The 19737-nt window shown below is 39.7% G+C and carries 18 protein-coding genes and 1 pseudogene; 3 read left to right on the forward strand and 16 right to left on the reverse strand.

Features of this window, described 5'->3' with window-relative positions; all coding sequences use genetic code 11:
- Positions 1-124: 124 nt before the first annotated feature.
- Together AABI99_RS06765 and AABI99_RS06770 are read left to right on the forward strand one after the other, a co-directional pair.
- Positions 125-988, forward strand: coding sequence for an alpha/beta fold hydrolase (locus tag AABI99_RS06765; protein ID WP_338364744.1), 864 nt, complete (start codon positions 125-127; stop codon positions 986-988).
- A 2-nt stretch (positions 989-990) separates the two neighbouring features.
- Complete coding sequence (locus tag AABI99_RS06770) at positions 991-1596, forward strand: TetR/AcrR family transcriptional regulator (RefSeq protein ID WP_338364746.1); 606 nt, start codon at positions 991-993, stop codon at positions 1594-1596.
- Positions 1597-1620: 24 nt separating this feature from the next.
- Here the strand turns inward: AABI99_RS06770 and AABI99_RS06775 are convergent, their stop codons facing one another.
- The 4 genes from AABI99_RS06775 to AABI99_RS06790 form a co-directional block, all read right to left on the reverse strand.
- The gene (locus AABI99_RS06775; RefSeq protein ID WP_338364748.1) at positions 1621-1953 is read right to left on the reverse strand and encodes a YnfA family protein; all 333 of its coding nucleotides are present in this window, start codon (positions 1951-1953) and stop codon (positions 1621-1623) included.
- Between the two features lie 79 nt (positions 1954-2032).
- On the reverse strand, positions 2033-2902 hold the full coding sequence (locus AABI99_RS06780; protein ID WP_338364750.1) for an MYG1 family protein: 870 nt from the start codon (positions 2900-2902) through the stop codon (positions 2033-2035).
- Positions 2903-3066: 164 nt separating this feature from the next.
- Positions 3067-3537: a GNAT family N-acetyltransferase gene (locus tag AABI99_RS06785; RefSeq protein WP_338364753.1), complete on the reverse strand. Its 471-nt coding sequence runs from the start codon at positions 3535-3537 to the stop codon at positions 3067-3069.
- Between the two features lie 162 nt (positions 3538-3699).
- The gene (locus AABI99_RS06790; protein ID WP_338364755.1) at positions 3700-5955 is read right to left on the reverse strand and encodes an EAL domain-containing protein; all 2256 of its coding nucleotides are present in this window, start codon (positions 5953-5955) and stop codon (positions 3700-3702) included.
- Positions 5956-6321: 366 nt separating this feature from the next.
- Here AABI99_RS06790 and cysZ point away from each other — a divergent pair, with 366 nt between their 5' ends.
- The gene (gene cysZ / locus AABI99_RS06795) at positions 6322-7053 is read left to right on the forward strand and encodes a sulfate transporter CysZ (protein ID WP_338364757.1); all 732 of its coding nucleotides are present in this window, start codon (positions 6322-6324) and stop codon (positions 7051-7053) included.
- Positions 7054-7098: 45 nt separating this feature from the next.
- Here the strand turns inward: cysZ and AABI99_RS06800 are convergent, their stop codons facing one another.
- The 12 genes and pseudogenes from AABI99_RS06800 to prmC form a co-directional block, all read right to left on the reverse strand.
- On the reverse strand, positions 7099-7638 hold the full coding sequence (locus tag AABI99_RS06800; protein ID WP_338364760.1) for a hypothetical protein: 540 nt from the start codon (positions 7636-7638) through the stop codon (positions 7099-7101).
- On the reverse strand, positions 7639-10953 hold the full coding sequence (locus AABI99_RS06805) for a lamin tail domain-containing protein (protein ID WP_338364764.1): 3315 nt from the start codon (positions 10951-10953) through the stop codon (positions 7639-7641).
- Positions 10954-10970: 17 nt separating this feature from the next.
- Positions 10971-12056 carry a 23S rRNA (cytidine(2498)-2'-O)-methyltransferase RlmM gene (gene rlmM, locus AABI99_RS06810; protein WP_338364766.1) on the reverse strand — a complete coding sequence of 362 codons (1086 nt, stop codon included), beginning with the start codon at positions 12054-12056 and terminating at the stop codon, positions 10971-10973.
- Positions 12057-12073: 17 nt separating this feature from the next.
- The gene (locus AABI99_RS06815) at positions 12074-12442 is read right to left on the reverse strand and encodes a DUF423 domain-containing protein (RefSeq protein ID WP_338364768.1); all 369 of its coding nucleotides are present in this window, start codon (positions 12440-12442) and stop codon (positions 12074-12076) included.
- Positions 12439-13074, reverse strand: coding sequence for an alpha/beta family hydrolase (locus AABI99_RS06820; protein ID WP_338364771.1), 636 nt, complete (start codon positions 13072-13074; stop codon positions 12439-12441). The genes AABI99_RS06815 and AABI99_RS06820 overlap by 4 nt, the downstream gene beginning before the upstream one ends.
- Positions 13075-13076: 2 nt before the next feature.
- A complete protein-coding gene (locus AABI99_RS06825; protein WP_338364773.1) occupies positions 13077-13973 on the reverse strand; it encodes a transcriptional regulator GcvA in 897 nt (298 codons plus the stop codon).
- Positions 13974-14096: 123 nt separating this feature from the next.
- Complete coding sequence (gene kdsA, locus AABI99_RS06830; RefSeq protein WP_338364775.1) at positions 14097-14951, reverse strand: 3-deoxy-8-phosphooctulonate synthase; 855 nt, start codon at positions 14949-14951, stop codon at positions 14097-14099.
- Positions 14952-14959: 8 nt separating this feature from the next.
- The gene (locus AABI99_RS06835) at positions 14960-16213 is read right to left on the reverse strand and encodes a DUF819 family protein (protein ID WP_338364777.1); all 1254 of its coding nucleotides are present in this window, start codon (positions 16211-16213) and stop codon (positions 14960-14962) included.
- Positions 16214-16227: 14 nt separating this feature from the next.
- Positions 16228-17055 (reverse strand): tetratricopeptide repeat protein, encoded by an 828-nt coding sequence (locus AABI99_RS06840; protein ID WP_338364779.1) that lies wholly within the window; start codon positions 17053-17055, stop codon positions 16228-16230.
- Between the two features lie 318 nt (positions 17056-17373).
- Positions 17374-17748, reverse strand: coding sequence for a SirB2 family protein (locus AABI99_RS06845; RefSeq protein ID WP_338364781.1), 375 nt, complete (start codon positions 17746-17748; stop codon positions 17374-17376).
- A gap of 156 nt (positions 17749-17904) precedes the next feature.
- Positions 17905-18840: pseudogene (locus AABI99_RS06850) on the reverse strand (DUF3369 domain-containing protein); the annotation flags it as partial.
- Between the two features lie 56 nt (positions 18841-18896).
- Entirely contained in the window at positions 18897-19736 is an 840-nt protein-coding gene (prmC, locus tag AABI99_RS06855; protein WP_338364782.1) for a peptide chain release factor N(5)-glutamine methyltransferase, read from the reverse strand.
- Between the last annotated feature and the right edge of the window lies 1 nt (position 19737).

Raw genomic sequence — 19737 nt, forward strand, 5'->3', positions numbered from 1 at the left:
TGATTTTTAGTGTTGAAGTATAAAGGCAGCCTCAATATAGCAATGAGGTAATAGAGCTAAATAAATAAGTACAGCTGTACTTTTTTAAGATAAAATAGAACAACTGTACTTATTTGGTATAATCATGAAACAAATTTATTTTAATCAAAACAAGCCACCTAAATTTTCGAAAATAACAAAGGCGGCTACCTTCGGCCTCACCAAAACATTCCCTAACCTCAGTGCCCGCCTTGCAATGAAGGTATTTTGTAACCCCCATAGTCGACGTCAATACGAATTTAGAACCAGCATCCAACCAATCAATATTAAACTGACTACTGAGCTTGGCGCTGTAAACCTGTACTATTTTAGCCAAGCTGAAAACACTAAAACGGTATTTTTATCTCATGGCTGGGCCGATAGCACCAATCGATTTACTACTCTGATCGATGAATTACTCGCAAAAGGCTTTAATGTTTACTCAATAGACCACATAGGGCATGGTTATTCACACGGAAACATATCGCATTTATACGGGTATATGCAGGGATTAACAGCCGCTTTTGAATATTTTAATGCGCAAAATATTGCAATTAATAGAGTAGTCACACACTCTATGGGCGGTGTTGCTTTGCTAAACTTAGCACCACATTATTTAAAGAATAAAAAAATAGTGATGATCTCAGCCCCTGCACAAATATTTGAAGCCATGTTTGCAAAGGTTAAGCAAGTAGGGATTGCTGAGCTGATGTTAGAGAACATGCTTAATAAAGTGTCAGATAATTATGGCATTCGCTGGCAAGACCTTCATCCAGATCGCTCTAAAAATAAAATTAACGAAAACATGCTGTTTATTCATGATGAAAATGACTCAGTGGCAAGCTTTGAGGCTATCAAGTTATTAACTGATGATACACCAGCCACATTAATAGCTACACAAGAGCTTGGTCATGTGCGCATTTTAAAAAGCCAATACGTGTATGACCAAATAACCTACTTTATGGATTAACGATGAAAAAAAGTGAGAGCACAAAACGCAATATTTTACACAAAGGAATGGCCTATGCAGCTGCACATGGCTTGTATAGCATATCAATAGGAAAAATTGCGGCAGTGACCAATATGTCGCGCACTGGGGTGATCTCTCACTTTGCCAATAAAGAAGATATGCAAGTAGCAATATTGGCCTACACAGAAGACGAATTTAAAAAACAAGTTGTTGAGGCATCTGTTAATACAGACGCGTTAATTCATTTAAATAATTTTCAGCAGCGCTGGCTTGAATGGCTACATTTTTTAGATATGCAATCACCTAATAAGCCGGCAAGTTGCCCGCTTATTAAGGCCTCGGTAGAATTTAAAGCAAGCCCACATTGTTTGGTAAGGCAATTTATGCAAGACCAGCACGTAAGGATGATTAATTACCTCACTAAACTTGCGGTTAACTGCCAAACACAGGGCTACTTTAGCCAAGATAAAGAGCCAAATCATTTTGCCTACGAATTTTATAGCCTATATACCGGACATGTTGTACAAACAAGCTTAATTGATAACCCTGATTTAACGCTAAGATATAAAAAAGTCGTTGCTAATTTAATTGAGCGATATAAACAATAATGTTAGCCAGCAAGGCCCAAGCTGTTAAGTTGATTTAGGCGCAAAAATAATAATAGCCATTCCAATTAAAGCAACGGTTCCACCAACTAAATCCCACATGGTGAGCTTTACCCCATCCACGGCCCATAACCACAATAATGCAACACATATATACACACCACCGTAAGCGGCATACACACGCCCTGCGGCTGCTGGGTGCAACGTTAACAACCAAGCAAATAACGCCAAACTCATTGCAGCGGGTATTAATAGGAGTATGGATTTATCTTCTTTAAGCCAAAGGTATGGTAAGTAACAGCCAATAATCTCAGCAAGGGCCGTTAGGAAAAATAACGCAATTGTTTTTACTTCAAACATAAATCCACACCTACTATAAATACCAATATAAAAAGCTAAGTAGCGACAAATTAACTACTTAGCATAAGGTTGCATCGGATCAATCAGCAAGGGCCACTTCGGCAAGTTTCATTGTACTTTCGAATGATTTTGTACCAGCTATAAATAAACCATTATGACAAAATACAGCGTCATCTAATCCGGTCTCCGCTTGAAACTCTTCATCAGATAACCCAGCCCAGGCTTTTGGCAGTGATTTTCTGTCTTCAAAGGAGCCTGGCTCTACAGGGACTGTTTGAATAATCCATTGACCGTTTTGCGAAGGGTAAACCATAAATAACGCATCGTTTGATAAATGGTGCACTGTTTTTTTCCATGGTGTATATTTTTCTAAAATAATCACGCGCGGATCTTTTGCCTCGTCTATCGCTTTAGCAACAATATCTTTGGCATTGATACTGCCTTTTGCTGAAGCTATAAAACGAGTTAATAAACGCGCTGCAAACTCAACGGCTTCATCAAAACATTCATCAAAGTTACCTTGCTCTTCCCACGTTGGATTAAACATAGAAAGCGTTTGGCTAAGCGTTATACCCTCAACCACGCCTTTTACGTAACCACAATCGATAGCATCAATAGTAGAGACTAAACCAGTGTCTACTCTATCAGCCACCGCTTGGTTATTGTCACACAGTTCTAAACCATACTTTTTCCAAATTAAGCCAAATGACGAGTAAGGCGTGCCATCTTCGCGCTCACCTGCGCCACCGCGCTGGTGATGATCAAAACGCCCTGTATCAGGGTTATATTCACCGCCTACATCAACAACAATATCGGCACTTTCTATTATGGCTTTATCGCGGGTACGTACCAAGTTAAAGGCAGGCAATACATGCTTAAGTACCGCAATACTAAACACGTCGTCGGCATGAAAATTACCGCTGTGGGTTACTACTGTTAAATCACTCATTGATTTTGGGCTACTGTTATTAAAGATAAAATTCTCACTTATAAAGTGCTAAATACAGATTAAAATTTACGTGGTGAATTTTATACGAACAGCGCAATGAAAAACAGTGAAGTATTATCTGCGCCTACCCTAAAAAGGCAGGCGCAAAGAGTAAGCAAGGGGGCTTATTTTGGCTCAGGACTTAACCCAAGCTCCATAAACACACTTTGAGGGTCATCTTTATAACTGCCAAAGCTTGCACAGCGCTCAAAACCTAAATCTTCATATAAACTAATTGACTCGGTTTGCTTTGGACCGGTTTCTAATCGAATAAGTGGGATTTTTGTCTCGCCGGCGTAATGCAGTAGGTTTTGCATTATGCGTCTTGAAAAACCTCTGCCGCGGTAGCTTGGCTTTACGTATAAACGTCTTATTTCGCCATAGATCACGCCATCATTTTGTTTAACAATGGCACCACAGGCGATAATACCATCTTCGTTTTTTAAACCAATTGCGTAAACGTTTTCTTCACTTAATTCTTCTAATTTAAGAGATTGGGCTGTAGCCACGGGGTATAAGGAGTTTATCAGTCTATCTATATCTGCAAACACATTAACTACATCTGGATCCTTAGGGTTTAATTCGACTAACTGCATCTCTTGTCGTCCATCTTATTATTTTGAATCTTTATAGTGGTTTCATAATATATACTTAGTACGTATGTTCCTAGTCTTGTTTGAACAAAATGTTTTAATCAGGTAAAAAGTTTTGTATTAAATGTTAGGACAATTTTATCGCTTAGCTATTAGCTTATGTTATTAAGCCCTCTTTTTTATTTGTTGAGCGTGCCAAGATAAGTAATCAGTTGCATTCATCGGCTTTGCAACCAAATAACCTTGCATGCAGTCTGCGTTAAGCATAGTTAGCAACTCAAATTGCTCTTTTTGCTCTACTCCTTCGGCCACTACAGTTATATCTAGGCTTTTTCCTAGACTAATTATAGTATTTACAATATTAAAGCCCTTGCCTTTATCAAGAATCTTATCGATAAAGCTCTTATCTATTTTTATTTCTTGTACAGGAAAAGCATTTAAATGGGCTAAACAGGAATAGCCGGTGCCAAAGTCGTCTATAGAAAACACAAACCCTTGTTCTTGTAGCTCCGTCATTTGCTTTATTGTGCTGTTAATATCGCCTGATAGCATGGTTTCGGTGATCTCAAGTTTGATTTGTGCAGGATTTATATTAAATTCATTAATCGTTTTGCAAAGCTCGTTTTTAAGCTCGGTAGAGTTGAATTGTCTTTGAGAAATATTTATCGATACACAAAATTCCTTATCGATCATGTTTTTTGCACCAAGCTGATTTAATAAACCGCAAATATCGCGCAACACAATAGTTTGTAACTTTTGAATTAGACCGTATTGTTCAGCAATAGGTATAAATTGATTAGGTGATATAAGTCCTTTTACAGGGTGCAGCCAGCGGATCAGTGCCTCAGCACCGACAAGCTTGCCTTGCATGCTAATTTGTGGCTGAAAATAAGCACAAAACTCATTATTTATAATTGCTCTTACAATATCAGTTTCAAGTTCAGCTTGCTTTTCAAGTAAGGTTTGTAACTTAGGGTCATAAAAACTACAACTATTTCCACCTTTAGCTTTAGAGCGATACATAGCTGTGTCAGCAAATTTTAATATGTTATCGGTCAGCGCGTTTTCTTCATTTATTAAACAAATACCGATGCTGCAACTAACCTGAAAATCTAATTCACCCACCGAAAATTTTTCATTAAATACGGCTTGTACTTTTTTGGCTACTATTTCTGACTCTACACTGGCCTGCTGATTATCTTCTCCAATATACTCAAGTAAAATAATAAACTCATCGCCACCGACTCTGGCCAATGTATCAGATGCTCTGATCACTGCGCTTAAACGTTTTGCTAACTCGACTAGCACCACATCACCTGCGCCATGGCCTAATGAATCATTTATTCTTTTAAAATCATCTAAGTCTAAAAACAATAAAGCGCCGGTTTTTTTTGTTCGTTTTATACGCTCTATGCACTTTGTTAAATTGTCACTTAGCATCCTTCTGTTAGGTAAACTGGTTAGCGGATCAAAAAAGGCTAACCGCTGAACTTCTTGCTCAGCTTGTTTTCGTAGGGTTACATCTCTTGCCATCCACACTATATGCCTTTTTGATGGATCATCCGGTATATAGTTATCAAGTGCTGCGGCTCGCCCCTCAAACGTAATGTTTCCTTTTGGCACGGTTAAGTCATATTCAAAGATTTGCATTTCATTCGTACGTAATGTTTCGCTGATCACATTTATTATCATCTCAGCGTCTTTTTTAGGAAACAAATCTTGTACATTTTGACCAATCAAGTGATTGTTCGATTTAAGCAATAGATCATCTGACATGCCATAGATATCGGTATACACACCGTCTTCATTTAAAATTAAAATCAGATCAGGCATTACCTGCGTAAATGCTTTAAACTTTTCATTACTTTTTTGTAGGTCGGCAACAAGCTGCTTTGCTTTGAGTGACTCCGCGTTTTTTTCAAGTGCAATACTTGAAAAGTGTACAAAGTAATCAATAAGTTCTAAATCTTGTCTGTTAGGTGATTTTGGCTTGTCATGATAAATAGCAAAGGTGCCTAAAACCTCAGAATGACTTGATATAATTGGTGTAGACCAGCATGAATACAATCCATAGCTATGTGCTAACTCTTTAAAGTCTTCCCAAAGGGGTGACTGATCAATATTATGAACAATAACACGCGTTTGATGAAATGCAGCAGAGCCACATGAGCCGACATTAGACCCAATAAATAAACCATTGATAGCTTGCAAATAACCAGTGGCAATATTGGGGGCTGCGCGATGGAAAAGCTGCTCCCCACTCAAAGAAAGAATTGAACACCTTGCTGATTTACTGTCAATAACTTCCTCTATCGCAAAACAAATATCTTCGAGTATTTCGTCTAGGCCAGCGCCTAATGCAATTTTAGATAATATATCTTGCTGGTGAGATAACAATTGTTTCAGTCGTTCGGTATTCATACTTCACCATACATGTAGGTACTCTAAACTAGACTAAGCACTTTAACTATATGCAGTTTATTTAAGCCAATTACTGCCCCTAGTTTGTTTAATTAAATTGAGTATAGTTAAAAACTAAGAATTGCGAGGCTATTTACTACCGTTATAATCATTAGCTTACCAATTTAAAGGACCATTCCTTAACTAAGAAATATATACTATACAAAAAAACAATAAATAAACAAATTATTAACATAAAACACGCAAAACTTCACTCAAGTGCGTGTAGTAGATTAGCAATTTAAACACTTTGTTACTTAAAAAAGCTGTTCAAAGCAAACAAGCTATTTATACTGCTAGCAATAATAAGTGTTTTTAGAGGTCGCTGTGCAAATCATACAAGGTATGGAGTATTTTTTTTCTGGCTTTAAATTAATTAGCCAAAAAGGGCTTAAGCGTTTTGTGCTTATTCCACTTTTACTGAATATTTTGCTGTTTGGTAGCTCATTATTCTTTTTAGTCGGCTGGCTAAGCGACAGCTTTAACTACATAAGCACTATGCTGCCCGAGTGGTTAAGCTGGTTAGAATGGTTAATGTGGCCAATTGCAATTTTAGTTGTGTTATTTAGTTACAGCATGGTATTTACTGTGATCACTAACTTTATAGCAGCTCCTTTTAACGGACTACTCAGCGAAAAAGTAGAGCTTTATCTCACCGGTCAAAAAATAAATGACGATGGCTTTGCTGATTTAATCAAAGATATACCCCGAATGGTTGGCAGAGAGTGGACAAAGCTTTGCTACTACTTGCCCCGTGCAATTGGCTTTTTTATCTTATTGTGGATCCTACCTGTGTTAGGGCAAATACTATGGGTTTTATTTACGTGTTGGATGTATGCCGTTCAATACAAAGACTTTGCCTTCGATAACCACAAGATTGCCTTTAAGCACATGAAAGACGATTTAAAATCAAAGCAAAGTTTATCTTATGGCTTTGGTTTTGCTGTCATGTTGCTAAGTGCAATCCCGTTTATTAATTTAATCGTTATGCCTGTAGCTGTGTGTGGCGCTACTCGCTTATGGGTAGATAATTACCGCCCTAAATACCGAGTGAGCTAAGTAATACGTATAGCAAAAAATAAAAGCACCTTTTGGTGCTTTTACCTATCTCAACTTAAGTGCAGTGTAATTTAATTTAGCTCGGCGAGGCAATGCTGCTGTTTTTTCATCGAGCATACTAAATTGTGTGATCACTATCGCAAACAACTGCCCATTTAAAGTGATGTTAGCGACGCGGTCTATCGCGGCTTTAAGCGTAACCTGCTGATTAAATAATTTAAGCTCTCCGTTTGCTAATTGCTCAACGTATAAGTACGGTGTGTACAAGGGAAGCTTTAACCTTATAACATTGACACTACTTTGCTCTTGCACTGCAATCCACTGCCCTTTTTTATAAAGTGTATTGAAGCGAGTTATACCTTCGGGTTGCAACACGGAGCTTGTTTGTATTAAACACATGCTGCAACCGTCTACTTGGCTCTGCTGCCAATTTACTGCTTCATTATTATAATAAAGCTTATCGGTAAGTGACCATTCACTATCTTTATTTATATGATTTAAATTGGTTTCTTTATGAGTACACGCCAATATTAAGCAAAATGTGGCAACGTATAATAACCCCAACCGCATAAGTTTATAGTACATTTACTGCTCTTTTATTGCTTTAATTTGGTTAATAAGTGCCTCACTCGGCGGAGCTTCTTTAATATAGCTCGGCAATGCACTCGAAACAGGTGTTACGCTTTGTCGCTTAAACAAATTTTGGTTCATCATGTTAACAGCACCAAATCGATTACCTGCACTTTTGGCATAAAATTGCAGATCGATCATCCCCCACTCATCAACATCGGTCAGTATAGTAATTTGCGAGTCTTGGTTTGCATCAAAGTTAGTTAATGCATCACCTAAAATTGCATTACAATTATAATCAACCGCCTCAGAGCCTGCTCTGTTTAGCCCTGCACTTTCTTCAATAGCACTTTCATTTATATCTGCCGCACTGCCATTTGAATAATCAATTATAAAATCATCTGTTGGACCAGCTTGATTATTTGTATTTGGAAAAAGATCACAATTAATATTGTTGGTATAAAACCGGTCGTAATAACGGTCGCCCTCATTATCACCAATAGTGGCGAGCCCTGTTAATTGGTATAAGTAGTTCATTGAGCTTAAATGATTTGGCTTAAAATTTACCTCCTCATCACCGCCATGATAAAGCCCAAGGTTATGCCCTAGTTCATGAAATATAGTAGATGCTTGATAATTATTCGTCACATTTTGTGATGTTTGGTCGTCAACCGATAACCCCCATCCTCCCATGGTCAGCATAAGATCATTACCATTAATTTCTGCAATACCTGAACCACTGATACTGCCATCTGGATTACCGCTATTTGCCATTAACAAATAATGAAAAATAGGTCGGCGCGCTGTATCGGCATACTCCATTTTATAGGCAAATAAATTAGCACTCCCTTGGTTATATTCAAATGGCGTGTAACTATTAAACGGTACGGTGCTTCCCCCTCCTAAATCAAAATTATTCGCAGAAATGCCTATGCTTTGATCGAATAAATCACCCACATCAAAGTGCACGGTGTAACCGTTACTTGCAAAAACGCTCACTACTTTTTCAAGTGCAATTCGCTGAGGCGTAATACCTGCATCGCTACTGTCCATATAATCAATTTCGATAAATATATCTTTTTGGTTTTCCCGTGCCCCCCACTCGTACAAGGGTAATCCACCAAATGTAGACCCTTCTTGCTCAGCACAATCAGGAATACCGTCTATATCGGCATCCGTATCACAGCTCACATCATTTTGAGCCGCAGGTGTATTAAAAACAGAGTAAGTCCAATCACTTGCTTGGTTGGTATCAGTTAAATCAAGCGCTCGCTTTAAGCTTGAGCCTTGTTCAGCTTGCATTGCTGGTGCATTGTTGCTTTGCCATTGCGATGCATTTACTGGTTGTTGGGTGGAATTGCCAAAACGTACAAAATCGATTGTTTGTGTGGCAGCACTATTTAATAACTCCGCAAAGCCATTGATATACCAGTAAGGCCGTAACGCATCGTTTTGGTTTCCCACCAGCGCAATTTTTGGGTTATTTAGCGCAGCACTTGCTAAAAACTCATCGCCAAAGCGGCTTTGCAGTAAAACGTAACTTCCGTTTTCTATTACTTTATTAGGTAGAGTAAATACTTGCTCTGCGCTGACTGAGCTATCAAGCATATTAATTGCGCGCGTTTTTAGCGAGTAGTTTTGTAAATTAACAGCCGCTCCCGTGCCGTTATAAATTTCGACCCAGGGCGTATCGTTACTAAATTGTACAGATATGAGCTCTGTTATTTTTAAATCTTGCGTTGAGGTGGTAAATTCACTCACCTCGGTGGCTGTTGCAGCTGTACCAAAAAAATTAACTAACTGGTTATTTACTCGCACTTTGTATGCTGTATTTTCCAAAAAATCCGCGCTTAGGTTAACGCTTTTAAAATAATCATTGGTCTGTTCAGGCCCTCCTGAGACGCTCTCTATATTAAGCGCAACACAGCTTGCAAAATCATCACTTGATACCTGAATACTCCCTCCACAGCTCCCCGCACTATCATTTACAGTTAACGAGCTCCTCAACATCACATCAGAAAACATCATACTAATGGGAGTATCAACCAATACTGGCTCAGCAGTACCATCAGGCGTTATTGAAACCACCGTTGCAGGGCTGGTGTCAACAATTGTCGTGTTGAGTAGAAAGTTTGTACTGTCTTCACCATCACTGGCTATCAACGTATAACTCTTCGCAGAAATGCTATTTAAAGGGGGGGTATAGCTAAAGCGCAGTGTTTGAGCATCAATAATGCTCACCTGTGCCCCTTCTAAATCGTCAGGAAAAATTATTTGAACCGTATCACCATCGGGGTCACTTACTGTCAAATTAAACTCAGCGCTTAGATTATATTGCACTTCAACGGTTGCATCGTCTGCCACAGGTGGATTGTTTGGCGGCATCACAATCACCGTGAATTGCGCGCTATTAGTAGCATCGTCGTTATCTTTAACTGTGGCTAAAAAGGTAATATTTGTGTTTTGAGCAACCGTTGGGGCTGTAAAGGTAATGCTAGATTCGGCCCGGGTAAATTCGACTACAGGACCATTAGTTTGCTGCCAGCTAAGTTCGCTAATAGTGCCATCGCTATCCTGCGTTGTGGCTGTTATTGTCACTGACTCATTTTGCATAGCCTCATCTGGCCCTGCTAGAGTAACACTGGGTGCGCTATTTAACTGCGTGATAATTACTGTTGTACTACTTTGTGCAGTGCCCCCTGCATTGTCAATGACCGTTACACTAAAACCAAGCGTTTCATTATTACTTACATTAGGTGCAGTAAAGCTAAGCTCTGCTTCTGTTTGACTAAACTCAACTGAGGGTCCTGAAGATTGTTCCCACACAATACTGCTAATTGTGCCATCTATATCTTGTGCATTGGCTATTAAATTAACTTGGGTGTTAGCCAGTGCACTGCTTGGGCCAGTAATGTTTACTGTTGGCGGCGTATTTTGAACTGTAACGGTACCTGAAAAAACTTGCTCTGTGGTTGCACCATCATTATCGGTAACAACGACCGAAAAGCTAAAGTCAGTGTCACTCTGCACATTTGGGGCCGTTACTGTGAGTACATTGCCATTAGCCGTAAAAGTAAATTCAGGGCCTGATAACTGCTGCCATTGATAGCTTGATATTTGTCCATCGTTATCGCTTGCTTGCGCTGTGATGGTAAAGGTTTGGTTAGCAACAATAACACTGCTGCTAACATCAACATTAACGATCGGGGCCGAATTGTCAGCTGCTCCACTATCTGTGGTGTCACTATCACCGCCCCCGCCGCCGCAACCGGCAATTAAAAGTGATAAAAAAAGTAACCCTAGCCATTTATAAACATTATTTAATACCACTTTTATGCCTCTATGATTTAGCTATACAAATTTTGGGGCACCTTAACAACGTTTAAATGAACGGTGATTTCCTCACGATCATGATACAAATGCTTAGCTTGCAATTCATAGGTTATACCGTACTTAGTAAGCTCTTCTTTGATCATCGTTAGGCATTCATAAACACTATCAAAGCGTTTTTTCATAGGCAGCTTTAAATTAAATATAAGCTCTTTGGCGTATGCGTTTACTGCCCAGTCAATCATTAGATTAGTCACTTTGGCTGGTTTTTCCACCATATCGCATACTAACCAATCAATATTTCTTTTTTCTGGGCGATATTTAAAACCATCTGCTCTAAAGTGCTTAACTTGGCCTGTTTCCATTAAACTTTCGTTCATTGGGCCATTGTCTATTGCGCTGACAAACATGCCTCTGCGTACTAATTGGTACGTCCAGCCACCCGGGCAGGCACCTAAATCAACACCACGCATACCTGGTTGTACTCGCTCTTCTCGCTCTTTTTCAGGAATAAAAACATTAAAAGCTTCGTCAAGTTTAAGCGTTGAGCGGCTCGGTCCATCACTTGGCATGCGTAAACGCAAAATGCCCATAAATAGCGGCGAGTTATTATAGCTATAAGAGTAGCCAACAAAAGCGGTGTTGTTTGCTAAAAATAAAACATGCATTACCGGACGGTTTGCCTTAGGCTCACGCAATACCGTATTTTGTTTTTCGAGTGCTTTTTTTAATGGCGTTGATATTTTTTTACAAAAGGTCAGTAGCTCTTTGCCCTCATTGGTGTCGGGGGTTTCTACACGCAATTCACTACATAAAGGAAACGCCTTCGCGGCATCTTTTATTGCAGTTACCCTATCTTCTACCGGCATATTTTCGATGAGTGTACCTGCAAACCATTGACGCGCAAATACCATACTTTTAAAGTCGACCTTTTTGATTATTTCGTCGCTGTGTTGTGCTTCAAAACATTCATAAATCACGTAGCCTGTATTTGGTTTAGCTTTTACATAGCCAGCAAAACCTTGCTCGGCAGCATGAAACGTTATTTCAGCAGCCGCATCACTTTCAAAACCACTACGACAATAAATCACAACACTAGACATATTAACCCTTAAACTCTTTAAAACTTAAATCGTGCAACTTGCACTAGAATAACGACCCAACCAATGATAAAACACAACCCACCTAACGGGGTTATTGGCCCTAACCACTTCATACCTGTTAATGCTAATAAATATAAACTGCCACTAAAAAGCAGCGTGCCGGCAATGAAAAAGCCACCCGCCATGGTTAAGTTAATCCCCCATTTAATCAAAATAGCAACAGCAATCAGCGCTAAGCCGTGCACCATTTGATATTCAGCGCCAGTTTTAAATACACCCAACGAATACTCCGTTAATCGGCTTTTTAAGCCATGTGCGGCAAACGCGCCTAACATAACCGACAGCATGCAAAAAATGCTGCCCGTCAGTAAAAATAATTTAATCATAATTGCTCCACCCTGTTGACTATAAATTTACTGGCTTCACGCGCTGCAGTTTCACGATTTTCAAGCTCGCTTACACCACTTTTTTTACGCGGTTTGAGTGAATGGTCACCATCGCTAAGCCAAACATAAGTTGGCTGTTTTGGCATAGAAAGCGTTTTAAGCTCTTCACGGGTACCAAAAGTATCTCGCTCACCTTGTAACACTAAAAATGGGCAAGGGATGTCTGCAAAATGCTCGGTGCGTAGCTTTTCGGGTTTACCTGGCGGGTGAAACGGGTAGCCAAACGCTAATACACCTGCTATTGGTTGTTTAGAAATACAGGCAAGCATAGACGCCATTCGCCCGCCCATCGACTTTCCACCAATAAACAGTGGCAGCTCAGGCTGCGCATTTGTGAGTACTTGCTCGTAAAAAGCCAACAATTTAGGAGCACGCTCTGGTGGCCTGCGTTTATTAGTTTGTTTTGCTATTTGCATGTATTCAAAATCAAACAAACCCACATCAATTCCTTGCGCACTAATAAGTTTAGCCATGTGCTGCATAAAATCAGAGTCACTTCCAGCACCTGCGCCGTGTGCAAATATAAACTGTGCAATAGCAGGCTGTGTGTTACTTTTAAACCATTCAATCATTATCAATACTCTTGTTCTTGTTCTACTAAGCTCAGCATCCAATCTTTAAACGACACAATTTTACCCAGCTCGGTTTGTGATTCACGAATAACCAAGTAATACGCGTTTTTACTCTCTAAACTGTGACTAAATGGGATCACTAAACGCCCTGCGTCTATATCTGGCTTGGCAAGTACACTATTACCAATAGCAACGCCTTGTCCGTGCACTGCAGCTTGAAGAACCATTGATGAGTGACTAAATATTGGGCCTTGGTTTACCTGTACATTGCGAACTCCCGCCGTTTTCATCCATGTTTTCCAGTTACGGCGTGTGGTATCGTGCAATAAAGTGTGTTGGGCTAAGTCACTCGGTTGATTAAGCGGTTTATGCCCACTTAATAACAGCGGGCTACATAAAGGCACCAAATACTCGGTGTGCAGTTTATAAGTTTGCACCCCACTCCAGTGGCCTCGGCCGTAATAAATAGCAATATCAACATCATCGGTTAACGAGTTTTCATCATGATCTTGCGCCTTAATACGCACATCTATTTCAGGGTGCAACTCGTTAAATAAGCTCAACCGAGGAACTAACCACTGAATTGCAAAACTTGGGGTTAAGCTTACCGTAAGTGAGCCCTTTGCTCCGCGAGCAAGCAGCTTTTCGGTGGCATCTATTAACTGGGTAAAAATCTCTTTAATATCTAAAAAATAGCCTTGGCCTTCTTCGGTTAATAGTAACGAGCGGTTTTTACGTAAAAACAATTTTAAGCCTAAATGTTCTTCAAGTGTTTTTATTTGATGGCTCACTGCCGCTTGCGTTACATAAAGCTCTTCTGCTGCTTTAGTAAAGCTTAAATGGCGTGCCGCGGCTTCAAAAGCTTTTAGTGCGTTTAATGGAGGGACTCGTCTTGACATAGTGACCAAGCTTAGAATTAGTTTTTCTTATGCATAAGATTATATACAGCATCGTCGTGCGTGTATATTAATGGCATAAAAAAAGCGACCTAAGTCGCTTTTTGTCGATGGCCTAAATAGCCATTATAAGTCACTTGCACTTGTATCAAGAGGTGCAAAGCTTTTAATTAACTCATCCACGGCTTTCATTTGCGATAAGTAGCCTTCAAGCTTGCTCAGTGCCAATGCACATGGACCATCACACTTAGCTTCATTAGGATTAGGGTGTGCTTCAATAAATAAACCAGCAATGCCTAATGCCATACCACTGCGTGCAAGTTCGGCAGCTTGTGCGCGGCGCCCATCTGCAGAATCTGCTCGCCCGCCTGGGCGTTGTAGTGCATGGGTTGCATCAAAAATAACTGGCGCCATAGCTTTCATATCATCCATGCCCAACATATCAACGACTAAGTTGTTGTAGCCAAAGCTAGAGCCACGCTCGCACAGAGCAACATTGTTATTACCCGCTTCATTAAATTTAGTAATGATATGGCGCATTTCGTGAGGAGCTAAAAACTGTGGTTTTTTCACGTTAATGATGGCACCCGTTTTAGCCATAGCAACAACTAAATCTGTCTGGCGTGCCAAAAAAGCAGGCAGTTGGATAACATCAACAACTTCGGCAACTGGGGCAGCTTGATGTGGTTCGTGTACATCGGTAATTAGCGGAATATTAAAGGTAGTTTTAATTTCTTCAAATATTTTTAAGCCTTCTTCCATACCCGGACCACGGTAAGAGTTTATTGATGATCGGTTTGCTTTATCAAACGAGGCTTTAAATACATAAGGGATATTTAATTTAGTGGTGACTTCTACGTAATGCTCTGCAATACGCATCGCCAAATCACGCGATTCTAATACATTCATACCACCAAATAATACAAATGGTTTGTCATTAGCCAGTTCTATATCGTTAATATTAATTACTTGGTTATTCATTTTAATTCCTAAGGTGCAACTACTTGCATCATTAATCCACAAATGTAGGCCATATATGTGCCTACACCATACCCTAATACAGCTAATAATACGCCTACAGGCGCAAGCGAAGGGTGAAACGCTGAAGCCACTACAGGCGCTGACGCAGCGCCGCCTACATTAGCTTGTGAGCCTACTGCCATGTAAAACAACGGTGCTTTAATCACTTTAGCTACAATCAGCATTAAACTTGCGTGTGTTAACATCCAAATAGCACCGATTAAAAATAACCCCGGATTACTAAATATAGCGGTTACGTTCATGTGTAAACCAATGGATGCCACTAAAATATATAAAAAGCTAGAAGCAACTTTTGATGCGCCAAACGCTTCTATTTGTCTGACTTTCGTGAACGATAAGCTAATACCAATCGTAGTAGAAATAACAATTAACCAAAAGAATTTGCTATTTAAGCTGTATTCTTTAGCCCACGCATAATTGTTTGCAAAAAACGGCCCTAAAAAATCGGCACAAAAATGCGCAAGCCCTGTTATGCCAAACGCAATAGTAATGATGGTCATATAATCATTTGAGGTAGGCATACGCGCATGCTGGGCATGATATTCCTCTACCCGCTTTTTTAGATCTTCAATAGCGCTTGTATCTGCCCCAGTTGCGGCATCAATTTTTGTGTGATTGGCCGCCATTAATAATAAAACAGCCATCCAAATATTTGCCACTATTACATCAACGGTCACCATGACCGAGAATATATCGCCGCCTACTTCAAACATTTCTTTCATAGAAGCTTGGTTTGCTCCGCCGCCAATCCAACTTCCAGCAACCGTCGTCATACCGCGCCAAACCGCATCAGGGCCGTGGCCGCCCACTAAGTCAGGGCTAAATACGCTTACCACTAAAATTGATAAAGGCCCACCAACCACTATACCCAGCGTGCCCACTAAAAACATAATAAGTGCTTTGGGGCCCAAATTAATAATCGCTTTTAAATCAATACTAATGGTGAGTAGAATTAAACACGCTGGCAGTAAATAGCGTGAAGCAACATAGTAAATATTTGAGCTGTGCCCATCTACAATACCAAACGTATTTAATAATGACGGTAAAAAGTAACATAGTAATAATGCTGGCACATATTTATAAAATGCTTTTAGTTTGGGGTTATCGCTATTTGAGGTTTTAAAAATGAACCCTAAAATTACAGCAAGCAAACCCAGTACAACAGCATCATTGGTGATCAATGCAGTGTGAGTATCAGCCATATTTGTTCCTATTATTAATGGTGTGTTTTATTATTATCTTCCAGTTCTTCTATCTGATGCTGAATAATCTCTATTGCCGGATCATCTGGGCATTCATCAACAAAAAACTGTAAATCATCGCGTGCCATTTTAGGGCAATCTAACTGATTGAGTAAGTAACCTCTATCGCGTCTCTCGTACGGGTCATCGCCTAATAGCTCCATGAGCAACTCAACGCATACCAGTGCATGGCCAAATTTATTTTCACTAATAAATGACCATTTTTGCTGCGCTAAAAACAGTTTATATACTTCATCGTTGTATATAAGTTCAAGAGGCTCTTGTTCTTGGCCATTTTCTTCATCTGCATTTTCAGGAATGATGTACCAACTTTGTTGCCCGCTGCTAGGCTCAATAATGTAGCCTTCTTCGTCACTTATTGCGACATGCACGCTAATATCGCCCTGGTTAATAGACACACTGGCGTCTAATTGCGCTTGCTCAAGTAAGTGTGTTAATAAAATGCCTAATGTGGTTATAGAGCCGCTGCGCATAGTAAGCGTGTAACTGACGCTATTAATTTTATACTCAGGCACTTTCAATCCAGAGGCGCTAAAAAGCCACTGACTATAGAACATATCAAGTAGTGCTTCTAATCTATCGTGAGGGTCTTTTTGCTTAACACACAATGCACTTATTTGCTGCTCAAAGTCAGTTAACAGAGAAAACGTGGGGGCTAAGTCTATTTGAGGATCCCATTTCGATTCTGCGTTAATACACCGATAAAGTGGCGGTGGAGTAAATTCGTCATACGCATCATCTAAATACGATTCATCGTGTTCGTCATACCCGAGGGTGGTCATCAATACTACAACATTTATAAAAAAACGAAGGCGTAGTTTACCTAACTTTAAACACAGTTACCAATACAGCAAAGACTATAGGTTCAATTTATAAGTTGTTAATATGATTTGTAGTAAACAAAGTGATTACAATTTTAGGCCATATTAAGATGAACGCAGACGCAGTTAGTAAGCTTACAAGTTATACACCTAGCACTGTGAATTAATTGCTACTGATTGGAAGGTTTAATTCGTAGAACTCCCCCTCAATATGTTAACTCGTATTTTTAAGCACAGTGCGTGATTAATAATTTTACACGCACTGATACTTAAGCACTTTTAAAAAAGCAGCGGCGATTTTGCCGTTGCCAAATACCCTATGGCTAAAATCACAACCGTGTTTACGACCAAATAAATAATTTTAGGCAAAGTGTTAGTTTGTTTAGCGCTAATAATGCCTATGGCAATATAAATCACTACAAGCACTATTTTTTCTAATAACCAAAGCTGTTCAAAAGGATTAAATTTTGCCATAAACATTAATGTTAGTGCAGAAACAAGTAATAAAGTGTCAATGCTATGGCTGCCAATAAAAACCAACTTGTTTTTAGCAAGCTTGCCACTGCCCATACGTGAAAATGAGCGAATATAAAATAAAATAACGCTGAGCATAGCAATTGCCATGTGTGAGTGTTTTACTGCTAAATAATCCATAAGCCCCGTACTTTTTATGCTATTAAATGTATTGGCGTGCGCCAACTTACCTGCGCGGCACACAATGTTGGCTATTATGCCTTACAAACTAAAAAGCACATAGCTGCAAGTGCCATGTGCTTTTTAAACGTATAATTACAACTAGTGTTGTTGTCGTTGAACATTCTCAAATGCCAGCTGCACATTTTGAGAAAAAATTTCAATTAAGTGACGCTGAGTATCGGTGATATTTTTAGGGATCCCTGATATGAATAACATCGAGTTGTGATTGTATTCGCTGCTGCAATAAGCAAACAAATAGTTATCTTTATAAATAATACTTTTTTCTTTAAGTGCCTGATGACACGCCTCTAGCTGCTCATTTTGTAACACCGCTTCAAGTTCTTTACCTTCGCTTTGCTCAAATTCACCAGTGCCAGAGCGCACAATAAGTTTTTCGTTGCTGTTATCTTGCGAGTTTTGAGCCACTAAGGTTGTGGCATATACCGCTTGCTCTGCAATACCTAATAACGAGGTAAGCTGCTGCATCACGCCTTCGATAAATTGCTCAATTGAACGAGTCGCAAAAATATCGCGCGAGGCCACAATAATTTTTTCAAGCCCCTCACGAGATTGCTCAATAGAAATAATATCGCGATACGAGCGCAAGCTCGACATAATCACCGTAAATAATTTTTGCGCTGTTAGCTCTGTTTTTGATTTATAGTCGTTAATATCGTAATTAATAATCACTTGGCGCTCAGGCGCTTGCCCTGGTTGACCGGTTCTTAAAATAATACGGATATGATTATTATCTGCCTCTTCACGGATAAATTTAGCAACTTGCAATCCAGCGTCATCAGTTTCCATTACTACATCAAGCAGTACAATGGCGGCATCAGGATGCGCATTTATTAATTCTTTTGCCTCAGCACCCGAGTAGGCACTTAAAAACTCTAGCCGTTTGTTCTGAAATTCAAAATCACTCAACGCAAGTTTGGTAACAGCATGGACTTCAGGTTCATCATCAACGATTAATACTTTCCAAGTGCCAAGCTCTACTTCACTTTCTAACTCATCTGGCTCATCTGAAAATAAAAAATCACCCATCATATTAAAGGTTCCTTAATGCATTTATTGAACACACAAGCATGGCTATTTATTATAAGTTAAGGCCATTGTGCGAGCGTTACACGATCGTTATTTCCCAAGTCTTTTACTGTTTTAATATTTATAAACGCCATTTGTTTAAACAAATACCGAACAGCTTCACCCTGTTCAAAACCATGTTCTATTAAAAGATAGCCACTAGGGAGCAAATAGTCACGTGATTGTGTAATTATTTGTTTTATATCAGCCAATCCGGCTTCATCGGCCACTAACGCAGAAAGAGGTTCAAAGCGTACATCCCCTTCTTTTAAATGTTTATCGCCGTGTTCAATGTAAGGTGGGTTGGTAACAATTAAATTAAATTGCTCATTTTTAAGCGCGCTAAACCAGTTACTTTGCTTAACTTGCACGTTTTCAATTGCTAAACGCTGCTGATTTCGACTCGCCAAGGCGACTGCATCGGCTACTTTGTCAACTGCTGTTATTTTCCATGTGGGCATTTCACTACCCAGCGCCAATGCAATTGCCCCGGTGCCAGTGCCTAAATCAAGGACTTTTGCATGCTCGGGCACCGAAAGCGCTAGCGCTTGCTCAACGAGTGTTTCGGTATCAGGTCTAGGAATAAGCGTCGTGGCATTCACCTCGAGCGCTAAGCTCCAAAATTCGCGCTGACCAGTAATATGGGCTACCGGTTCCCCCTTTAAGCGGCGCTGACAAAACACATCATATTGGTATTGTTCATCGCTGCTAAGTAGCTTATCTGGCCAAGTAAATAAATAACTACGAGGTTTTTGAAGAATATGTAGAAGAAGTACTTGTGCGTCTAATTTAGCACTGTCGCTAGCTGGTGCAAGTGTATTTGCACCAACTGCTATTGCCTGCTCAAGGGTAAGGGTCACA

It is taken from the genome of uncultured Pseudoalteromonas sp. (assembly GCF_963922945.1).
GTDB lineage: Bacteria > Pseudomonadota > Gammaproteobacteria > Enterobacterales > Alteromonadaceae > Pseudoalteromonas.